This window comes from Salinimonas marina (assembly GCF_015644725.1).
Lineage (GTDB): Bacteria > Pseudomonadota > Gammaproteobacteria > Enterobacterales > Alteromonadaceae > Alteromonas.
In genome coordinates this window covers 2,647,906-2,662,737 of the sequence record NZ_CP064795.1, presented here as the reverse complement: position 1 = coordinate 2,662,737, position 14,832 = coordinate 2,647,906, and the positions used below count along the sequence as shown (strand labels likewise).

The window sequence follows — 14,832 nt, the reverse complement described above, 5'->3', positions numbered from 1 at the left end:
CCACTATGAATATACATGCACTATTAGTCAGCCGGTTCAAAGAAGCCTTAACCGAACTGAATGCCGCCGATGCGCCGGTTCCTATTGCTCGTAGCACCCGCCCTGAGTTTGGCGAATATCAGTTTAACGGGGCGATGGCGCTGGCTAAAAAGCTGAAGCAAAAGCCGCGGGATATTGCCGATAAAATTGTTGAGCTGGTGAAAATGGACGATGTGGCCGCCAAACTGGAAGTCGCCGGCCCCGGGTTTATCAATATTCATTTAAGCGATCGCTGGCTGGCAAATCAGTGTGAGCTGGCCATACACGACCCGCGTCTGGGCGTGGCCAAGCAACCCAAACAAAATGTGGTGGTCGATTATTCTTCCCCCAACCTTGCTAAAGAAATGCACGTTGGTCATCTGCGTACCACTATCATCGGTGACAGTGTGGTTAAGCTACTTGAGTTTCTAGGTCACAATGTGATTCGTCAGAATCATATGGGGACTGGGGCACGCAGTTCGGGATGCTGCTGGCGCATTTGCACGATAAGCTACAGAACAATCAGATGGCTGAAACCGCGTTGTCGGATCTGGAAGATTTTTATCGTGAAGCCAAGATCCGTTTTGACGAGGAAGACGGTTTTGCCGATCGTGCCCGGGAATTTGTGGTTAAGTTGCAAGGTGGCGATGCGGCCTGTCTGACCTTGTGGGATAAGTTTATTGATGTATCCATTACCCACAGCGAAGAGGTTTACGACAAACTGAATGTCAGCCTGACCCGCGATCACATCATGGGCGAGTCGGCCTACAATCACGATCTGGCCCAGGTGGTGGCAGATCTCAAAGCCAAAGGGATTGCCGTAGAAGATCAGGGCGCCCAGGTGGTGTTCATTGAAGAGCTGGCCGATAAAGAAGGTAATCCGGCGGTGTACATTGTGCAAAAGTCGGGCGGCGGGTACTTGTATGCCACTACCGATTTGGCGGCCATGCGCTATCGCAGCGGCCAGTTGAATGCCGACAGAACGCTGATCCTGACCGACGCCCGCCAGGCCCTGCATTTTAAACAAACTGAAATTGTGGGCCGTAAGGCTGGCTTTATGGCACCGGAACAAAGTTATGAGCATTGCCCGTTTGGAATGATGCTGGGCAGTGATGGCCGCCCGTTTAAAACCCGCACCGGCGGCACCGTAAAACTGGTAGAGCTGTTAGACGAAGCGGTAGAACGTGCCCGTAATCTGATAGCCCAGCGTGACAGCGACCTGAGCGAACAAGAGCTGGATGAAGTTGCACGTAAGGTGGGCATCGGTGCGGTTAAATATGCTGATCTGAGTAAAAACCGTACCACCGATTATGTGTTTAACTGGGACACCATGCTCAGTTTTGAAGGCAATACCGCCCCGTATCTGCAATATGCCTTTACCCGGGTCAAAAGTATCTTCAGAAAGTCCGGTGTATCGCTGGCGGACCTGCCCATCGATATTGCCTTGCATGAAAAACAGGAGCATGCGCTGGCAGTACAGTTGCTGCAGTTTGAAGAAACCATCAATGTGGTAGGCCGGGACGCCACCCCCCATGTAATGTGCAGCTACCTGTACGACCTGGCCAGTTGCTTTATGAGTTTCTATGAAGCCTGCCCGATATTGCGTGACGATACGCCGGTCGCCGTGCGCCAGAGTCGTCTGGCCCTGGCAGCATTGGTTTCCAATACCATGGCCCTGGGGTTATCGCTACTGGGTATCGAAACCCTGGAAAAAATGTAAACTTAGGCATAAGCCATTATATCCCGATACTATTTTCAGGATTTACTCACAGGGGCTGTTGAATTCAACAGCCCCTTTTTTGTAAGGAACAGCAAACTATGCCAAAACTTCTCGCCTTTTGTGGCAGTACCCGTCGCCAATCATTTAATCAGGCCATTTTAAATGTGGCGGTGCAGGGCGCCGAAGAAGCCGGTGCCCAGGTGACGGTCGTCAGTCTGGCAGACTATGCCATGCCTATTTTTAATCAGGATGAAGAGGCCGAACAGGGGATCCCGGAACGCGCCCAGGCATTTAAAGAGCTGATGGTCAGCCATGATGGATTTCTTATTGCGTCGCCCGAATACAACAGCAGCTATCCGGCGTTGCTGAAAAATGCACTGGACTGGGCCTCGCGCGCCGCGGAAGGTGAACCCATGATGCAGGCTTATCGCGGCAAAACCGCCGGCATCATGGCCGCCTCTGCCGGCGGGTTAGGCGGACTGCGGGTGCTGGTGGCCCTGCGCATGTTACTGGAAAATGTGGGCGTGCTGGTGCATCCGAATCAAAAAGCCATTGCCAAAGTCGATACGCTGTTAAATGAGCGGGGCGAAATCGATAACGAAAAAACCATCAAACAGCTTAAAAAGCTGGGGGCAGATACCACCAAACTGTGCGCCAGCATTCAGGCCGGCTAGTTTCACTACCTCCTCGCTGCTAAGGGAGTCAAATCTGTCTTAGCAGCAATTTCTTTTTAGCTTTGCGCTATCAAAATTTCACTATTTTCGTTACTATTCGCGGTCTTACTTTTTACCTGAATGTAGCGGATTATGTTGGAAACAAACCCTGTGCAAAACGCCATAGTCGATATTCGCCAGCGCACTGAAGCGCTTAGGGGGTATCTTTGACTTTGATGCAAAGTCAGAGCGTTTAGAAGAAGTTAATCGCGAGCTGGAAAATCCGGATGTCTGGAATGATCCTGAACGCGCGCAGTCTCTGGGCAAAGAAAAAGTTGCGCTGGAGCAGGTGGTCGACACCATTGGGCAGCTTGATCAGGGCACCGAAGATATCGAAGGCCTGGTGGAGCTGGCAATAGAAGCCGACGACGAAGAAACCTTTGAAGAAGCGAAAGCCGAGCTGGAAACGCTGGTTCAAAAGCTCGAAGGACTGGAATTTCGCCGGATGTTCTCGGGCCCTAATGATGCCGCCGATTGCTACCTTGATTTGCAGGCGGGCTCTGGCGGGACCGAAGCCCAGGACTGGGCAAACATGCTGCTGCGCATGTATTTGCGCTGGGGTGAAGCTCATGGTCTGAAAACGGAAATTATCGAATTGTCCGAAGGCGATGTGGCCGGGATCAAAAGTGCCACCGTGCGCTTTGAAGGTGAGTATGCCTTTGGCTGGCTACGTACCGAGACCGGCGTCCACCGTCTGGTGCGTAAGTCTCCCTTTGATTCGGGCAACCGTCGGCACACCTCGTTTTCTTCGGCGTTTGTATACCCCGAAGTAGATGATGACATCGATGTAGACATCAATCCTTCTGATCTTCGCATCGATACTTACCGGGCCTCAGGCGCGGGTGGTCAGCACGTTAACCGGACCGACTCAGCGGTGCGAATTACCCATGAGCCCACCGGCATTGTGGTGCAGTGTCAGAATGACCGTTCGCAGCACAAAAATAAAGACCAGGCCATGAAGCAGTTAAAAGCCAAAATTTATGAGTTTGAGCTGCAAAAACAAAATGCTGAAAAACAGGCCATGGAAGAAAGTAAGTCTGATATCGGCTGGGGTAGCCAGATTCGTTCCTATGTATTGGATGATTCCCGTATTAAAGACTTACGCACCGGCGTAGAAAACCGCAACACGCAAACCGTACTAGACGGTGACTTAGATAAATTTATTGAAGCCAGCCTGAAGTCCGGGCTTTAACAACACAAGCGATTAGGTTATGACCGACCAACAAGACGAGAATCGATTAATTGCCGAGCGCCGGGCCAAACTGAGCGCAATTCGTGAAAACTGCAAATCAAATGGTTTTCCTAATAGCTTTCGTCGTGAGCACTATGCGGACGATTTGCAGCAGAAATTTGGTGAGCTGGACAAAGAAACCCTGGCGGAACAGCAATACGAAGTCAGTATCGCCGGGCGCATCATGGCCAAGCGGGGCCCATTCCTGTTGCTGCAGGATATGAGCGGACGTATTCAGTCGTATGCCGCCAAAGACACGCAAAAAGACATCAAAGCACGTTACGGCGCGCTGGATATCGGCGATATCATTGGTGTGTCGGGAGTGCTGCACAAATCAGGTAAAGGTGATTTGTATGTTGATATGGCTCACTACGAGTTGCTTACCAAGGCGTTGCGGCCGCTGCCGGAAAAATTTCATGGGTTAAGCGACCAGGAAACCAAATACCGTCAGCGTTATGTGGACCTTATTACCAGTGATAAAACCCGTGAAACCTTTCGGATCCGGAGTGCGCTAATCAATGGCATTCGTCAGTACCTGACCGACCGCAAGTTCATTGAGGTAGAAACCCCAATGCTGCAGGTGATCCCTGGCGGCGCTACCGCCAAACCTTTCACCACCCATCACAATGCGATGGATATTGATATGTATCTGCGTATTGCCCCGGAGCTGTATCTGAAGCGTCTGGTGGTAGGTGGTTTTGAGCGGGTATTTGAGATTAACCGCAACTTCAGGAATGAAGGGCTATCAACCCGTCACAACCCTGAGTTTACCATGCTGGAATTTTATCAGGCCTATGCTGACTACCATGATCTGATGAATCTGACCGAAGATATGCTGCGTACCCTGGCGCAAAATATTCTGGGCACGACTAAGCTGGAAAACACCGTGCGTGATAATGACGGTGAAGTGACAGAAACCAAGCATTATGATTTCGGTCAGCCATTTGTACGCCTGAGCATGGGCGAAGCTATTTTAAAATACTGGCCGCAAGCAAATGAACAGGCTATCCGCGATCCTGAGGCCCATCTGGATGAGCTTAAAGCGATGGCTAAGCAACTGCACATCAAAGAACCTGAAGTCGATGGCATCTGGGGCGCCGGTAAATATCTGTGTGAGATTTTTGAAGCCACGGCCGAAGAACAGCTGGAACAGCCGACATTTATTACCGAGTACCCATGGGAAGTGTCGCCACTGGCACGTCGAAACGATGACAACCCGTTTATCACCGACCGCTTTGAGTTCTTTGTGGGCGGCCGTGAGTTGGCCAATGGCTTTAGCGAATTAAATGACTCTGCCGATCAGGCCGAGCGGTTTCGTAAGCAGGTTGAAGAAAAAGATGCCGGCGATGATGAAGCCATGCATTTTGATGAAGACTACATCCGCGCCCTGGAGTACGGCTTGCCGCCAACGGCAGGCCAGGGCATTGGTATTGACCGCTTAGCGATGCTGTTTACCGATAGTCCGACCATCAAAGATGTGATTTTATTCCCCCATATGAAGCCTCAGGCTCAGGAATAATCAGCCTCAAGTTCGGTTATTTTGTTATATAAAAAGGCATTGACGGGAACGTCGATGCCTTTTTTTTCGGCCTGTCTGACCACAAAGCCATTAATCGCTTCATTTTCGGTAGGCCGGTGCCGCGCCAGATCCTGATGCATGCTTGAATAATTTTCAGCGGTATTAATAATCACCTGCTGAACATTTTTCTGAAGTTCCGTCGCCTCAGCCTGGATCCCACAGGCACAGGCCACCTGCGCCACCTCTTCACATATAGTCCCAATCTGATCTTTAAATTCTGCGCTGTCTAATTTGCCATTGGGAATATCATTAATAGCGGTAAGCGGATTGATTACCGCATTAATCGCCAGCTTTAACCATAATGCCCGCACAATATCCTGTTGCCAGGTCACCGGCTGCAAACAACGACTGAGCACCTTCATCACCATTTCACTTTGCGCGCTGTTGTCACGGTAATTGTCGGGGGCTTCTCCCACCATGGTGCGACCAAAGCCGGTATGCTTTACTTCGTGGGGGTTGAGCTTAATTGCGCCATGACTGGTTGTGGCCAGATAAATAGGCTGTTTTTTGAAAACCTCGCGGACAGACTCTAACCCGCCCATCCCATTGTGTAGCAGTAACACCGGCGTATCGGGGCTGACCCGCTGCTGCCATTGCTGAGCTGCGCTTTGCAACTGATGCGCTTTAAGCGGAAAAATCAGCAGGTCGCTATCCTGTAACCGCTCAGCCACCGGCAAGTTATGGTTCAGCAGTACCGATTGTCCACTATAGGTAATTAAGCGCTGGGTAAGCTGATCCCTGGTGCGGGGGGCCAGACTATAGGCTATATCATGGCGCTGGGCATTCGCGGCAATGATTGAGCCGATGGCGCCACTGCCAACAATTTGGATACGTCCCTGAAGAGGAAAAGACATGCAAAAATTCCTGTACTAATTAATCGGCAGTTGATAGTTGGGCCAGGCAAGTTGTGCCACCGGTTCCATTGATTGCAACCAGTGCCTGCATGCCTCATCTTCAAACAGTTCGCCAGTAGGGGTACTGGTCACCTCGATACACTCATCCTGATAACAAAAGCTGAGCTGCCAGGCATGCAGATACAACCGCTCGGCGGGGTCGCCTTTGTACAGATCATCACCCAGGATGGGCGCACCAAGACTTTTTAGTGCCACTCTGATTTGATGAGTTTTACCGGTTAATGGCCGTACCACAAACCCGCGCCGCCCCGGCGCAACCGCCTGACTGAAAAACTGAGTGACGGCAGGCTGCTCACGGGTTTTAAGCAAAATATGCTGACCCTGGCGACGGTTTTTCATATCGCCGCTCACCGTACCCTGCTTCTTTTTGGGTTTGGCGGTGGCCAGCGCCACATAATATTTTTGTATCTGCCGGCGGGCAAAAAGCTCACCTATACGGGCGGCCGCCGCTGCGTTGCGGGCCAGAATAAGGCAGCCGGAGGTACCATCATCCAGCCGATGGCACAGATATAGCCGGCTATCTTCGACCAGGGGCAAAACCTGAGAGATAATTCCCTGCGCGCTGTCATGCATCGTTACGCCAGCAGGTTTGTTGATGATGTAGAAATCATTATGGACAAATAAAATGGAAGGTCGGGTCACTTATCGCTCTATTAATTCAATAGCCTGTTCATAGTCCAGCTCATCAATGGCATCACGAATCGCTTCTTTGTGCGCCGCACTGGTGTTCAGGGCTCCCAGCCAGTCATCTAATTGAGACTGGGGGATAAACTCATGCTGTTTTAACGCGCTCAGTAAGGCCTGAGGGGGGACGGTCTTGGCTGCACTTTGGGTATCGACGCCGCTTTGGCCGGTCTGGCCGTTCAGTTCATCAATCGTGCTTAAGGTCAGTTGATGAACCTGACTAAAGCGCGCAACATTTTCAGGTACGCTGGCCTGGCTTTTCAGGTGGTTTTCAAACGCCCGGGCTTCTTCAAATAAGGCGTTACAGCCAAGGTTACCGGCCACACCTTTTAATGTATGCACTAATACCCGGGCGTCGTCCCAGCGAGCCTCGCTAAAGGCCAGATCCAGCGTACCAGGCAACTGGCGGTATTCGTCTGCAAATTTTTGCAGCAATTTTAACAACAAAGCCCGGTTGCCGCTTAATTGTGACAGGCCAAAATCCAGGTCAATAATTTGAGATGTACTATTCATGGGTGTTCCTTGAACCTTATTGGCAAATTGTAGGGCAAGCCGCGACAAATTGATACATTTCAGCTGGATGTGCTTGGGCCATTTACCTGATAATCTGGTAGTCTGGCGATAAGAATTGCCTGTGTGACATAATCGCGATACATCTGATGATGTGACACAGATTCGTTAAAATCAAGGCCCACCGCAGGTGCGTTAACAACAACATCAAGATAAAGGAAATGGAATGTCGTTAAATCCTGTTTGTAAATTATCTGCCCTGGTCGCCGGCATTATGCTGTTAGGCGCGTGTCAGCAACAAGGAAGTACTGAGTCCCGGAGCTCGCAGAGCGCAATGACGCCGACGCAGGCAGACGCCCAAACGCAGACCATGGCGATTGACCACCAGCGCTATCAGCTTGAAAATGGTCTGACGGTCATTTTGCATGAAGACCATTCTGACCCGTTGGTGCATATCGATGTTACCTACCATGTGGGGTCGGCTCGTGAGGAACCGGGAAAGTCCGGGTTTGCGCATTTTTTTGAGCATATGATGTTCCAGGGATCAGAAAATGTGGCCGACGAACAGCATTTTCAGATTATCACCGAAGCCGGGGGCAAGCTAAACGGCTCGACCAATACCGATCGCACCAATTATTACGCCACGGTACCGGCCAACCAGTTACAAAAAGTCTTGTGGCTGGAAGCAGACCGGATGGGCTATCTGTTACCGGCGGTGGATCAGAAGAAATTTGAAAATCAGCGTGAAACGGTTAAAAACGAACGGGCGCAGCGTATCGACAACCAGCCCTATGGCTTACGTCAGGAGCGCACCGCCGAAGCGCTATACCCCGCGGGGCACCCGTACTCATGGTTACCCATCGGCTATGTAGAAGATCTCGACCGGGTCGATGTCACCGATTTAAAAGCATTTTTCAAGCGCTGGTATGGCCCCAACAATGCGGTGCTTACCATTGGCGGCGATATTGATATTGCGCAAACCAAAGCCTGGGTTGAACAATATTTCGGGCCCATCGCCCAAGGCCCGGCGGTCGCAAAAGCCAGCCCTGAACCTGTCACGCTGGAACAAGACCGCTATATCACCCTGCAGGACAATGTCCATCTGCCGTTACTCCAGATCACTTACCCCACCGTGTATGCCCGTCATGAAGACGAAGCACCACTGGATGTGTTATCCAATATTCTGGGTGGCGGCAAAACCTCGCTGTTGTACAAAAATCTGGTAAAAGCCGGGCTGGCAGTGCAGGCCACAGTCAATCATCCCTGCCGGGAACTGGCTTGTGAGTTTCAGATGCTGGCACTGGCCAATCCTTCCAGTACCAAAGATCTGGCGCAGCTGGAGCAGGTTATCAGTGACACCTTAAGTGAATTTGAGCAGCGTGGGGTGAAGCCGGATGACCTGGAGCGCACCAAAGCCTCCATTGAAGCGTCCACGGTGTTTGGATTGCAAAGTGTGGCGGGCAAAGTATCAGCCCTGGCCAATGGCGAAACCTTTCAGGGGCAGCCGGATCTTATCGCCCAGGACATTGAACGCTACAATGCGGTGACCGCCAGTGAGGTCATGCGGGTGTATCGTAAATATATCAAAAATGGTCATGGGGTGTTCTTAAGTGTGGTGCCAAACGGTAAATCGGAACTGGCGGTTAAACCACAGAACTTTACCTTACCTGAGCGCGATATCAGCTCTACAGATACCAACGACCCACTGTCCACCACAGCCCCGGCAGCGGATGATTTTGATCGCTCGGTGGTGCCTCCGGCCGGACCTGCGCCCATTGTTGAAGTACCTGACTACTGGGAAGCCTCCTTACCGCATGAGGTAACCTTGTTAGGGGTAACCAGCAGCGAGACGCCCACCGTCACCTTCACCCTGAGAATGGAAGGCGGCATTGTTTTAGATGCTATGGACAAAGCCGGTACCGCGACACTTACAGCGATGATGATGAACGAATCAACTCAGCGCTATACCAATGAGCAGATGGCCAATGAGCTGGCAAAACTGGGAAGCCGGATCCGATTTGATACCAGCGGTCGTTATACCCAGGTGCGGGTAACCTCGCTAACGAAAAACCTAGAGCCAACTCTGGCGTTGTTAGAAGAAAAGCTATTGCGGCCAGCCTTTAAAGAGTCAGACTTCAGCCGCCTGAAAGAGCAGCTAATGCAGAGTATGCAGCAGCAGCTGAAAAGTAGCTCGGCGTTAGCCAGCCGGGCCCGGGATCTGGTGTTGTTTGGCGACAAAAACCGCGTAAGTCTGCCGGATGAAGGCACGTTGGAGACGATTGCGAACATTACCCTTGCTGATGTAAAGGCCTACTATCAGCAATACTATTCCCCGAATAACGCCCATGCGGTGGTGGTGAGCAACTTACCCCAGGCCAAAGTAATGCAGGCCTTTGAGTTTTTATCGGCGTGGCAGCCCCGTGCCTATGAAATAAACGGGCCCGGCTCGTTTCCGGAGCATCAGCAGCAAACAATTTATCTGGTGGACAAACCTGATAGTGTACAATCGGTAGTGAAGCTGGTTCGACGCGGTCCGCTGTTTGATGCTACCGGTGAGTATTTTAAGTCCAGGCTGATGAACTTTGCCCTTGGTGGTGCGTTTAATAGTCGTGTGAACCTGAATCTGCGCGAAGACAAAGGTTATACCTATGGTGCCTCGACGGCATTTGTAGGCGGCAAAACAGTGGGCTGGTTTGAAGCGGCAGCTGATCTCAACGGACCCAATACCGCCGCCGGAATTACCGAGATCCTTGATGAAATTAAGCGTTACAAAGCCGCGGGCATGACACCGCAGGAACTGGCCTTTATGCGCAGTGCCTACACATTAAGTGATGCCCTTGATTACGAAACACCGGCGAGTAAAGCACGCTTTTTAAGCCAGCTTCAGGCCTTCGACCTGGCGTCGGATTATCGTTCTGAGCAACTTGAAATTATTAGAAATATTTCGTTGCAGGAGCTGAATCAACTGGCCAGTGAACAGCTGGCGCCAGAGCAGCTACAGATTATTGTCGTCGGTGATAAAAGTTCGGTGTTGCCACAGCTACAGAAGCTGGATATCCCGATTGTTGAATTGTCTTTGCAAGACAACCGTCGGCGTCGGTTAACACCATAAATACGCGGTTCATCGTATATGAAGATGAACCACAATTGATTTGCCCATGTTTCGCCTTATTCAGGGGGAGCATTTTACATTAACGGATGAAGATTTGACTGTGACTCAACTGAACTTCGAGCAGCGACTGGCTGCACTACAATCTTCCGACTTTGCCCATACCCTGACCCAAATTCAGCGTGGGGTAGAGCGTGAAGGTTTACGCATCAAAGCCAGCGGGGCATTGTCGCAAACCGGGCACCCCAAAGCCTTAGGTTCGGCGCTGACCCATGAAAGTATCACCACAGATTTTTCTGAATCGTTGCTAGAATTTATCACGCCTCCGGCAGACTCCTCAAAAACCACGGTGGAGCAGCTAAACGATATTCACAAGTTTGTGCTGAACAACCTGGATGACGAACTGCTTTGGCCAATGAGCATGCCGTGTTTCATTGATGACGATAATGGTATTCCGATTGCTGATTTTGGCTCCTCCAATGTGGGCAAAATGAAGCAGGTTTACCGTATCGGTCTGAAAAACCGTTACGGTAGCATGATGCAGGCAATCTCTGGTGTGCATTTTAATTTCTCATTGTCCGGGGATTTCTGGAAACAGTGGGCGCAGTTGCATGATACCGCCTCTTCTCAGGACCAGGTGGATGCGGATTATTTTGCCTTGATTCGCAACTATCGTCGTACCTGCTGGCTCATTCCTTATTTATTCGGGGCCTCGCCGGCGCTGTGCAGTTCATTTTTGAAAGACAAAAAACATCAGTTGCCGTTTGAAAAAGTGGGCAAAGGTACGTATTACATGCCATATGCGACATCGCTTCGAATGAGCGATTTGGGGTATACCAATGCCGAACAATCCTCGCTGGAGATCTGTTATAACCAGCTGGACAATTATGTCCGTTTGCTGCGTGATGCTATGCAACGTCCTTCGACCCGCTTTAGTCAGTATGCTGCGGGGGAAGATGGCCACTGGCAGCAGTTGAGTCATAATATTCTGCAAATTGAAAATGAATTGTACGCACCTATTCGTCCCAAGCAGCCCACCAAAGCCATGGAAAAGCCTTCTGATGCGCTGGTACGTCGCGGCGTCAGCTATATCGAAGTGCGGTCGCTGGACGTTAATCCTTTTGATCCTAATGGTATTGATCAGCAACAAATGGACTTTTTGGATGTATACCTGGTGACCTGTTTACTTATGCCCAGTGATGAACTGACATTAGATACGATTGCCACCGCCCGGGAAAACATGAATAAGGTGGTTCTTGAAGGCCGTGATCCGGAGCTGATGCTGGATAACGACGGCCACCAGGTAAACATGCGGACGTGGGCCGGCGAGTTGTTTGATAAGTTTGACAAAGTTGCTGCTGTATTTGACCAGGCGCATAACACCGGGCAATTCAGTGAAGCGGTAGCGGCTCAGCGAGCTAAAGTAACCGATTCAGCCAAAACCCCGTCTGGCCAGATTTTAGAGATACTGCTAAAAGATGATGCGGATAATTCAGCGTTAGGATTGCTGCTGGCAAAAGAGTACGCCCGTGCTTATGATTCGCTGGATTACACCCATCTGACACAACAGGATTTTGAGGCGATGGCGACCACCTCTTTACAGGCCCAACAAGACGTTGAAAGTGCTGATGAAGAGGACTTTGCGACCTTCATCAAAAACTACTTTAACGAACCACCGGCGAAAAAAACGCCTGACAGAGTCAGGCGTTGAAAGCGTTCCAGGGAAACACACATTTTGCTAGAACAGTTATTTGGACACGTGATGTTGAAAAAGTTCAAATCAATTTGGCAGAATTTGCTGATGGCGGTGTTTTGTCCGCTCATGTTAGTTGGTTGCGCCACGGCGCCGCCTAAAGATATCAGCAATATCTGTAAAATTTTTGAAGAAAAGAATGATTGGTACGATGCCGCCGCTGATACCAGAGATAAGTGGGGCGTGCCTATTCACGTGCCGATGGCCATGATGTATCAGGAAAGCTCGTTCAGACACAATGCCCTGCCGCCCCGGGATTATGTTTTCTTTGGCCTGATCCCCTGGGGCAGAGTAAGCTCGGCCTATGGCTACTCTCAGGCCAAGACCATGACCTGGAGTGATTACATTCGCGAGACCGGCAACAGCTGGGCAGATCGGGACGATTTTGATGATGCGATGGATTTCATGGGCTGGTTTATCTACAAAGCCTACGCCATCAATAAAACCTCTAAGTGGGATGCGTACGGACAATACCTGAATTATCACGAAGGGTGGGGCGGTTATAAACGACGCAGTTATGATCGCAAACCCTGGCTGAAAAAAGTAGCATCAAAAGTAAAATCACGTTCGTTGCGTTATGCCACTCAACTGAAAACCTGTGAAGAAGACTTACAGAAAAACTGGTTCATGCGTTTGTTTACCTGAAAAATGGCTGGGCAGGCGCACCACACACCCGCCCAGCACCGACGCTAAGCCAAGACCGTTAAATCACCTTAACGCCAAACAGGCAGAACCAGATTATTGTAAATGATAATGATTTGCAATAGCAGTTGGTGTCTTTTTGTTTCTTTTTTATTCAGGTTTTTTTATTGAGGCAGCTGTTGCTGTTACCCGGCAGGGCGCAGCCTGGATTCGGGACCATGTCTCCACTAAAAAGGTGCTAAACCAGACACTGATGTGGCGCTATCGATGCAGGAGCGCTATGCCTGCCGGAGCAAGCACTTTAAGCGCTAACGAAAATGCGTAGGCTCAGCGGTTTCTACCAACACCAGCAACGCGCCCTGACCGCCATGCTCGAGCGGAGCCTGGTGAAACGCCATCACATGCGGATGTTGTACCAGCAGGTGAGGTAACGCTCTTTTCAATACCCCTGAACCGATGCCATGCACCACCCCGACACAATTAATCAGTTGTTTGTGCGCGGTATGTAATAACGCACTGAGTTCCAGTTTCGCGGTTTCCCGGGTCAGGCCATGCAAATCGAGAATCAGTTCGGGATAATAGTCGCCCCGGCGTAATTGTTTTAAATAGTGGGTCGACACATTGTCACGGCAATACCGCATCGGGCCTGCTTCAGGCAGTGCTGCCTGATAAATATCTGAAAACGCGAAGCTGGCGGTCGCCTGGCGCTGCTGGGCCTGTCCCCGCCGGCGGGCTTGTTGAGCGGGAGTGGGGGATAACGTCTTATACGGGGTTATTTTATCCTGAGCCAATGGTTTAACCGCGCCCATGGTTTCCCGGAACAATGCGAAATCGTCATCTTGTGAGTCGTTACCGGTTGTATCGTCTGCCATGAAAACCCTGTTGGTACGAGGCGCTGATTATGCCGCCCCCGGTTAAATTCAGATTCAAGTGCTAACGGCCAAATTAGTCATGGGCGCGCTGGTTATCTTTGGGTATGATACCAGCTTTAATTTAGCGGATGTACCGGGTGCCTAATGACGGACAAAATTTATCTGGATGAAGCCATCAACGACCTTCATAGTATTTTAGATATGGTGCGCTGGTCGGTGAGCCGGTTCAATGATGCTCAGCTGTATTATGGACATGGCACCGACAATGCCTGGGATGAAGCGGTATCCCTGGTATTACATGGATTGCATTTACCTCAAAATCTGCCAGCCCAGACCGGTGACGGCCTGTTTTCGGCCAGACTGACCAAAGGTGAGCGCGAAATGGTAGCAGAGCTGGTATTAAAGCGCGTACAAACACGTTTGCCACTGCCTTATATTACCAATGAGGCATGGTTTTGTGGCTTACCGTTTTATGTTGATGAGCGCGTACTTATTCCGCGGTCACCCTTTGCCGAGCTGATAGAAACCGGCTTTGAATCTTTTCTGGCGTCGCCGCCTGCCGCCATTCTGGATATGTGCACTGGCGGTGGCTGCATTGCTATTGCCCTGGCCCACCAGTTTCCAGAGGCACAAATTGATGCGGTAGATATCAGCCCGGATGCGCTGGAAGTGGCTGATATGAACATTCAGGAACATCAGCTTGCCGATCGGGTTTATCCCATCGAGTCTGATTTATTCAGCAGCCTGCAGGGACAGCGTTACGATCTTATTGTCTCCAACCCACCCTATGTCGATGCCGAAGATATGGCCGACTTACCGGAAGAGTTTCAGCATGAACCAGAGCTGGCGCTGGCCGCAGGAGATGATGGTCTTGATTTGGTAGAACAAATGCTGCGTCAGGCGACCCAGTACCTTAACGATGGCGGCTGGATGTTTGTCGAGGTAGGCAATAGTGAAGTGCATATGCAGCATCGCTTTGCCGGACTTGCGGTGCAGTGGCTCGACTTTGCTCAGGGCGGCCATGGTATTTTCGCGGTTTCCAAAGAAACCCTGGTACAGTTTTTCAATTCGCAGGAAGGTCGGTAGA

11 protein-coding genes and 1 pseudogene are annotated in these 14,832 nt (G+C 50.7%); 8 read left to right on the top strand and 4 right to left on the bottom strand.

Annotated elements, in window-relative coordinates; translation table 11 throughout:
* Positions 1-5: 5 nt before the first annotated feature.
* From argS to lysS, 4 genes and pseudogenes are all read left to right on the top strand, one after another.
* Positions 6-1,738: pseudogene (argS, locus tag IT774_RS11900) on the top strand (arginine--tRNA ligase).
* 98 nt (positions 1,739-1,836) lie between these two features.
* Positions 1,837-2,412, top strand: a complete 576-nt coding sequence (locus tag IT774_RS11895) for an NADPH-dependent FMN reductase (RefSeq protein WP_195809958.1) — start codon at positions 1,837-1,839, stop codon at positions 2,410-2,412.
* Between the two features lie 132 nt (positions 2,413-2,544).
* Positions 2,545-3,643 (top strand): peptide chain release factor 2 gene (prfB, locus tag IT774_RS11890; protein WP_195809957.1). Its coding sequence is split into 2 segments (ribosomal slippage): positions 2,545-2,619 and positions 2,621-3,643, totalling 1,098 coding nucleotides; the frame shifts between segments, so codons are not numbered across the junction.
* 19 nt (positions 3,644-3,662) lie between these two features.
* Positions 3,663-5,201, top strand: a complete 1,539-nt coding sequence (gene lysS, locus IT774_RS11885) for a lysine--tRNA ligase (protein WP_195809956.1) — start codon at positions 3,663-3,665, stop codon at positions 5,199-5,201.
* On the opposite strand, the gene IT774_RS11880 is transcribed toward lysS, so the two are convergent.
* Genes IT774_RS11880 through IT774_RS11870 form a run of 3 tightly spaced genes read right to left on the bottom strand, consistent with a single transcriptional unit; the run spans position 5,192 to position 7,372 of the window.
* Positions 5,192-6,115 (bottom strand): ketopantoate reductase family protein, encoded by a 924-nt coding sequence (locus IT774_RS11880; RefSeq protein ID WP_195809955.1) that lies wholly within the window; start codon positions 6,113-6,115, stop codon positions 5,192-5,194. The two genes, lysS and IT774_RS11880, sit on opposite strands and share 10 nt — an antisense overlap.
* 15 nt (positions 6,116-6,130) lie before the next feature.
* Entirely contained in the window at positions 6,131-6,817 is a 687-nt protein-coding gene (locus tag IT774_RS11875) for a TIGR01621 family pseudouridine synthase (protein ID WP_195809954.1), read from the bottom strand.
* Positions 6,818-7,372 carry an Hpt domain-containing protein gene (locus IT774_RS11870; RefSeq protein ID WP_195809953.1) on the bottom strand — a complete coding sequence of 185 codons (555 nt, stop codon included), beginning with the start codon at positions 7,370-7,372 and terminating at the stop codon, positions 6,818-6,820.
* Between the two features lie 223 nt (positions 7,373-7,595).
* On the opposite strand from IT774_RS11870, the gene IT774_RS11865 reads away from it, so the two are divergent.
* From IT774_RS11865 to IT774_RS11855, 3 genes are all read left to right on the top strand, one after another.
* Positions 7,596-10,481: a M16 family metallopeptidase gene (locus IT774_RS11865; RefSeq protein ID WP_195809952.1), complete on the top strand. Its 2,886-nt coding sequence runs from the start codon at positions 7,596-7,598 to the stop codon at positions 10,479-10,481.
* 94 nt (positions 10,482-10,575) lie between these two features.
* The gene (gene gshA / locus IT774_RS11860; RefSeq protein ID WP_408641217.1) at positions 10,576-12,189 is read left to right on the top strand and encodes a glutamate--cysteine ligase; all 1,614 of its coding nucleotides are present in this window, start codon (positions 10,576-10,578) and stop codon (positions 12,187-12,189) included.
* A 51-nt stretch (positions 12,190-12,240) separates the two neighbouring features.
* A complete protein-coding gene (locus IT774_RS11855; RefSeq protein ID WP_195812287.1) occupies positions 12,241-12,876 on the top strand; it encodes a transglycosylase SLT domain-containing protein in 636 nt (211 codons plus the stop codon).
* 305 nt (positions 12,877-13,181) lie between these two features.
* On the opposite strand, the gene smrB is transcribed toward IT774_RS11855, so the two are convergent.
* Positions 13,182-13,745: an endonuclease SmrB gene (smrB, locus tag IT774_RS11850; RefSeq protein ID WP_195809950.1), complete on the bottom strand. Its 564-nt coding sequence runs from the start codon at positions 13,743-13,745 to the stop codon at positions 13,182-13,184.
* A gap of 144 nt (positions 13,746-13,889) precedes the next feature.
* Between smrB and prmB the strand changes: the two genes are divergently transcribed.
* Positions 13,890-14,831, top strand: a complete 942-nt coding sequence (gene prmB / locus IT774_RS11845; protein ID WP_195809949.1) for a 50S ribosomal protein L3 N(5)-glutamine methyltransferase — start codon at positions 13,890-13,892, stop codon at positions 14,829-14,831.
* Position 14,832 lies beyond the last annotated feature (1 nt).

Excerpts from the sequence above, each read along its gene's own strand:
- IT774_RS11895 (WP_195809958.1), top strand. The coding sequence starts at position 1,837 with ATGCCAAAACTTCTCGCCTTTTGTGGCAGTACCCGTCGCCAATCATTT.
- lysS (WP_195809956.1), top strand. The coding sequence starts at position 3,663 with ATGACCGACCAACAAGACGAGAATCGATTAATTGCCGAGCGCCGGGCC.
- IT774_RS11880 (WP_195809955.1), bottom strand. The coding sequence starts at position 6,115 with ATGTCTTTTCCTCTTCAGGGACGTATCCAAATTGTTGGCAGTGGCGCC.
- IT774_RS11870 (WP_195809953.1), bottom strand. The coding sequence starts at position 7,372 with ATGAATAGTACATCTCAAATTATTGACCTGGATTTTGGCCTGTCACAA.
- IT774_RS11865 (WP_195809952.1), top strand. The coding sequence starts at position 7,596 with ATGTCGTTAAATCCTGTTTGTAAATTATCTGCCCTGGTCGCCGGCATT.
- IT774_RS11855 (WP_195812287.1), top strand. The coding sequence starts at position 12,241 with ATGTTGAAAAAGTTCAAATCAATTTGGCAGAATTTGCTGATGGCGGTG.
- smrB (WP_195809950.1), bottom strand. The coding sequence starts at position 13,745 with ATGGCAGACGATACAACCGGTAACGACTCACAAGATGACGATTTCGCA.
- prmB (WP_195809949.1), top strand. The coding sequence starts at position 13,890 with ATGACGGACAAAATTTATCTGGATGAAGCCATCAACGACCTTCATAGT.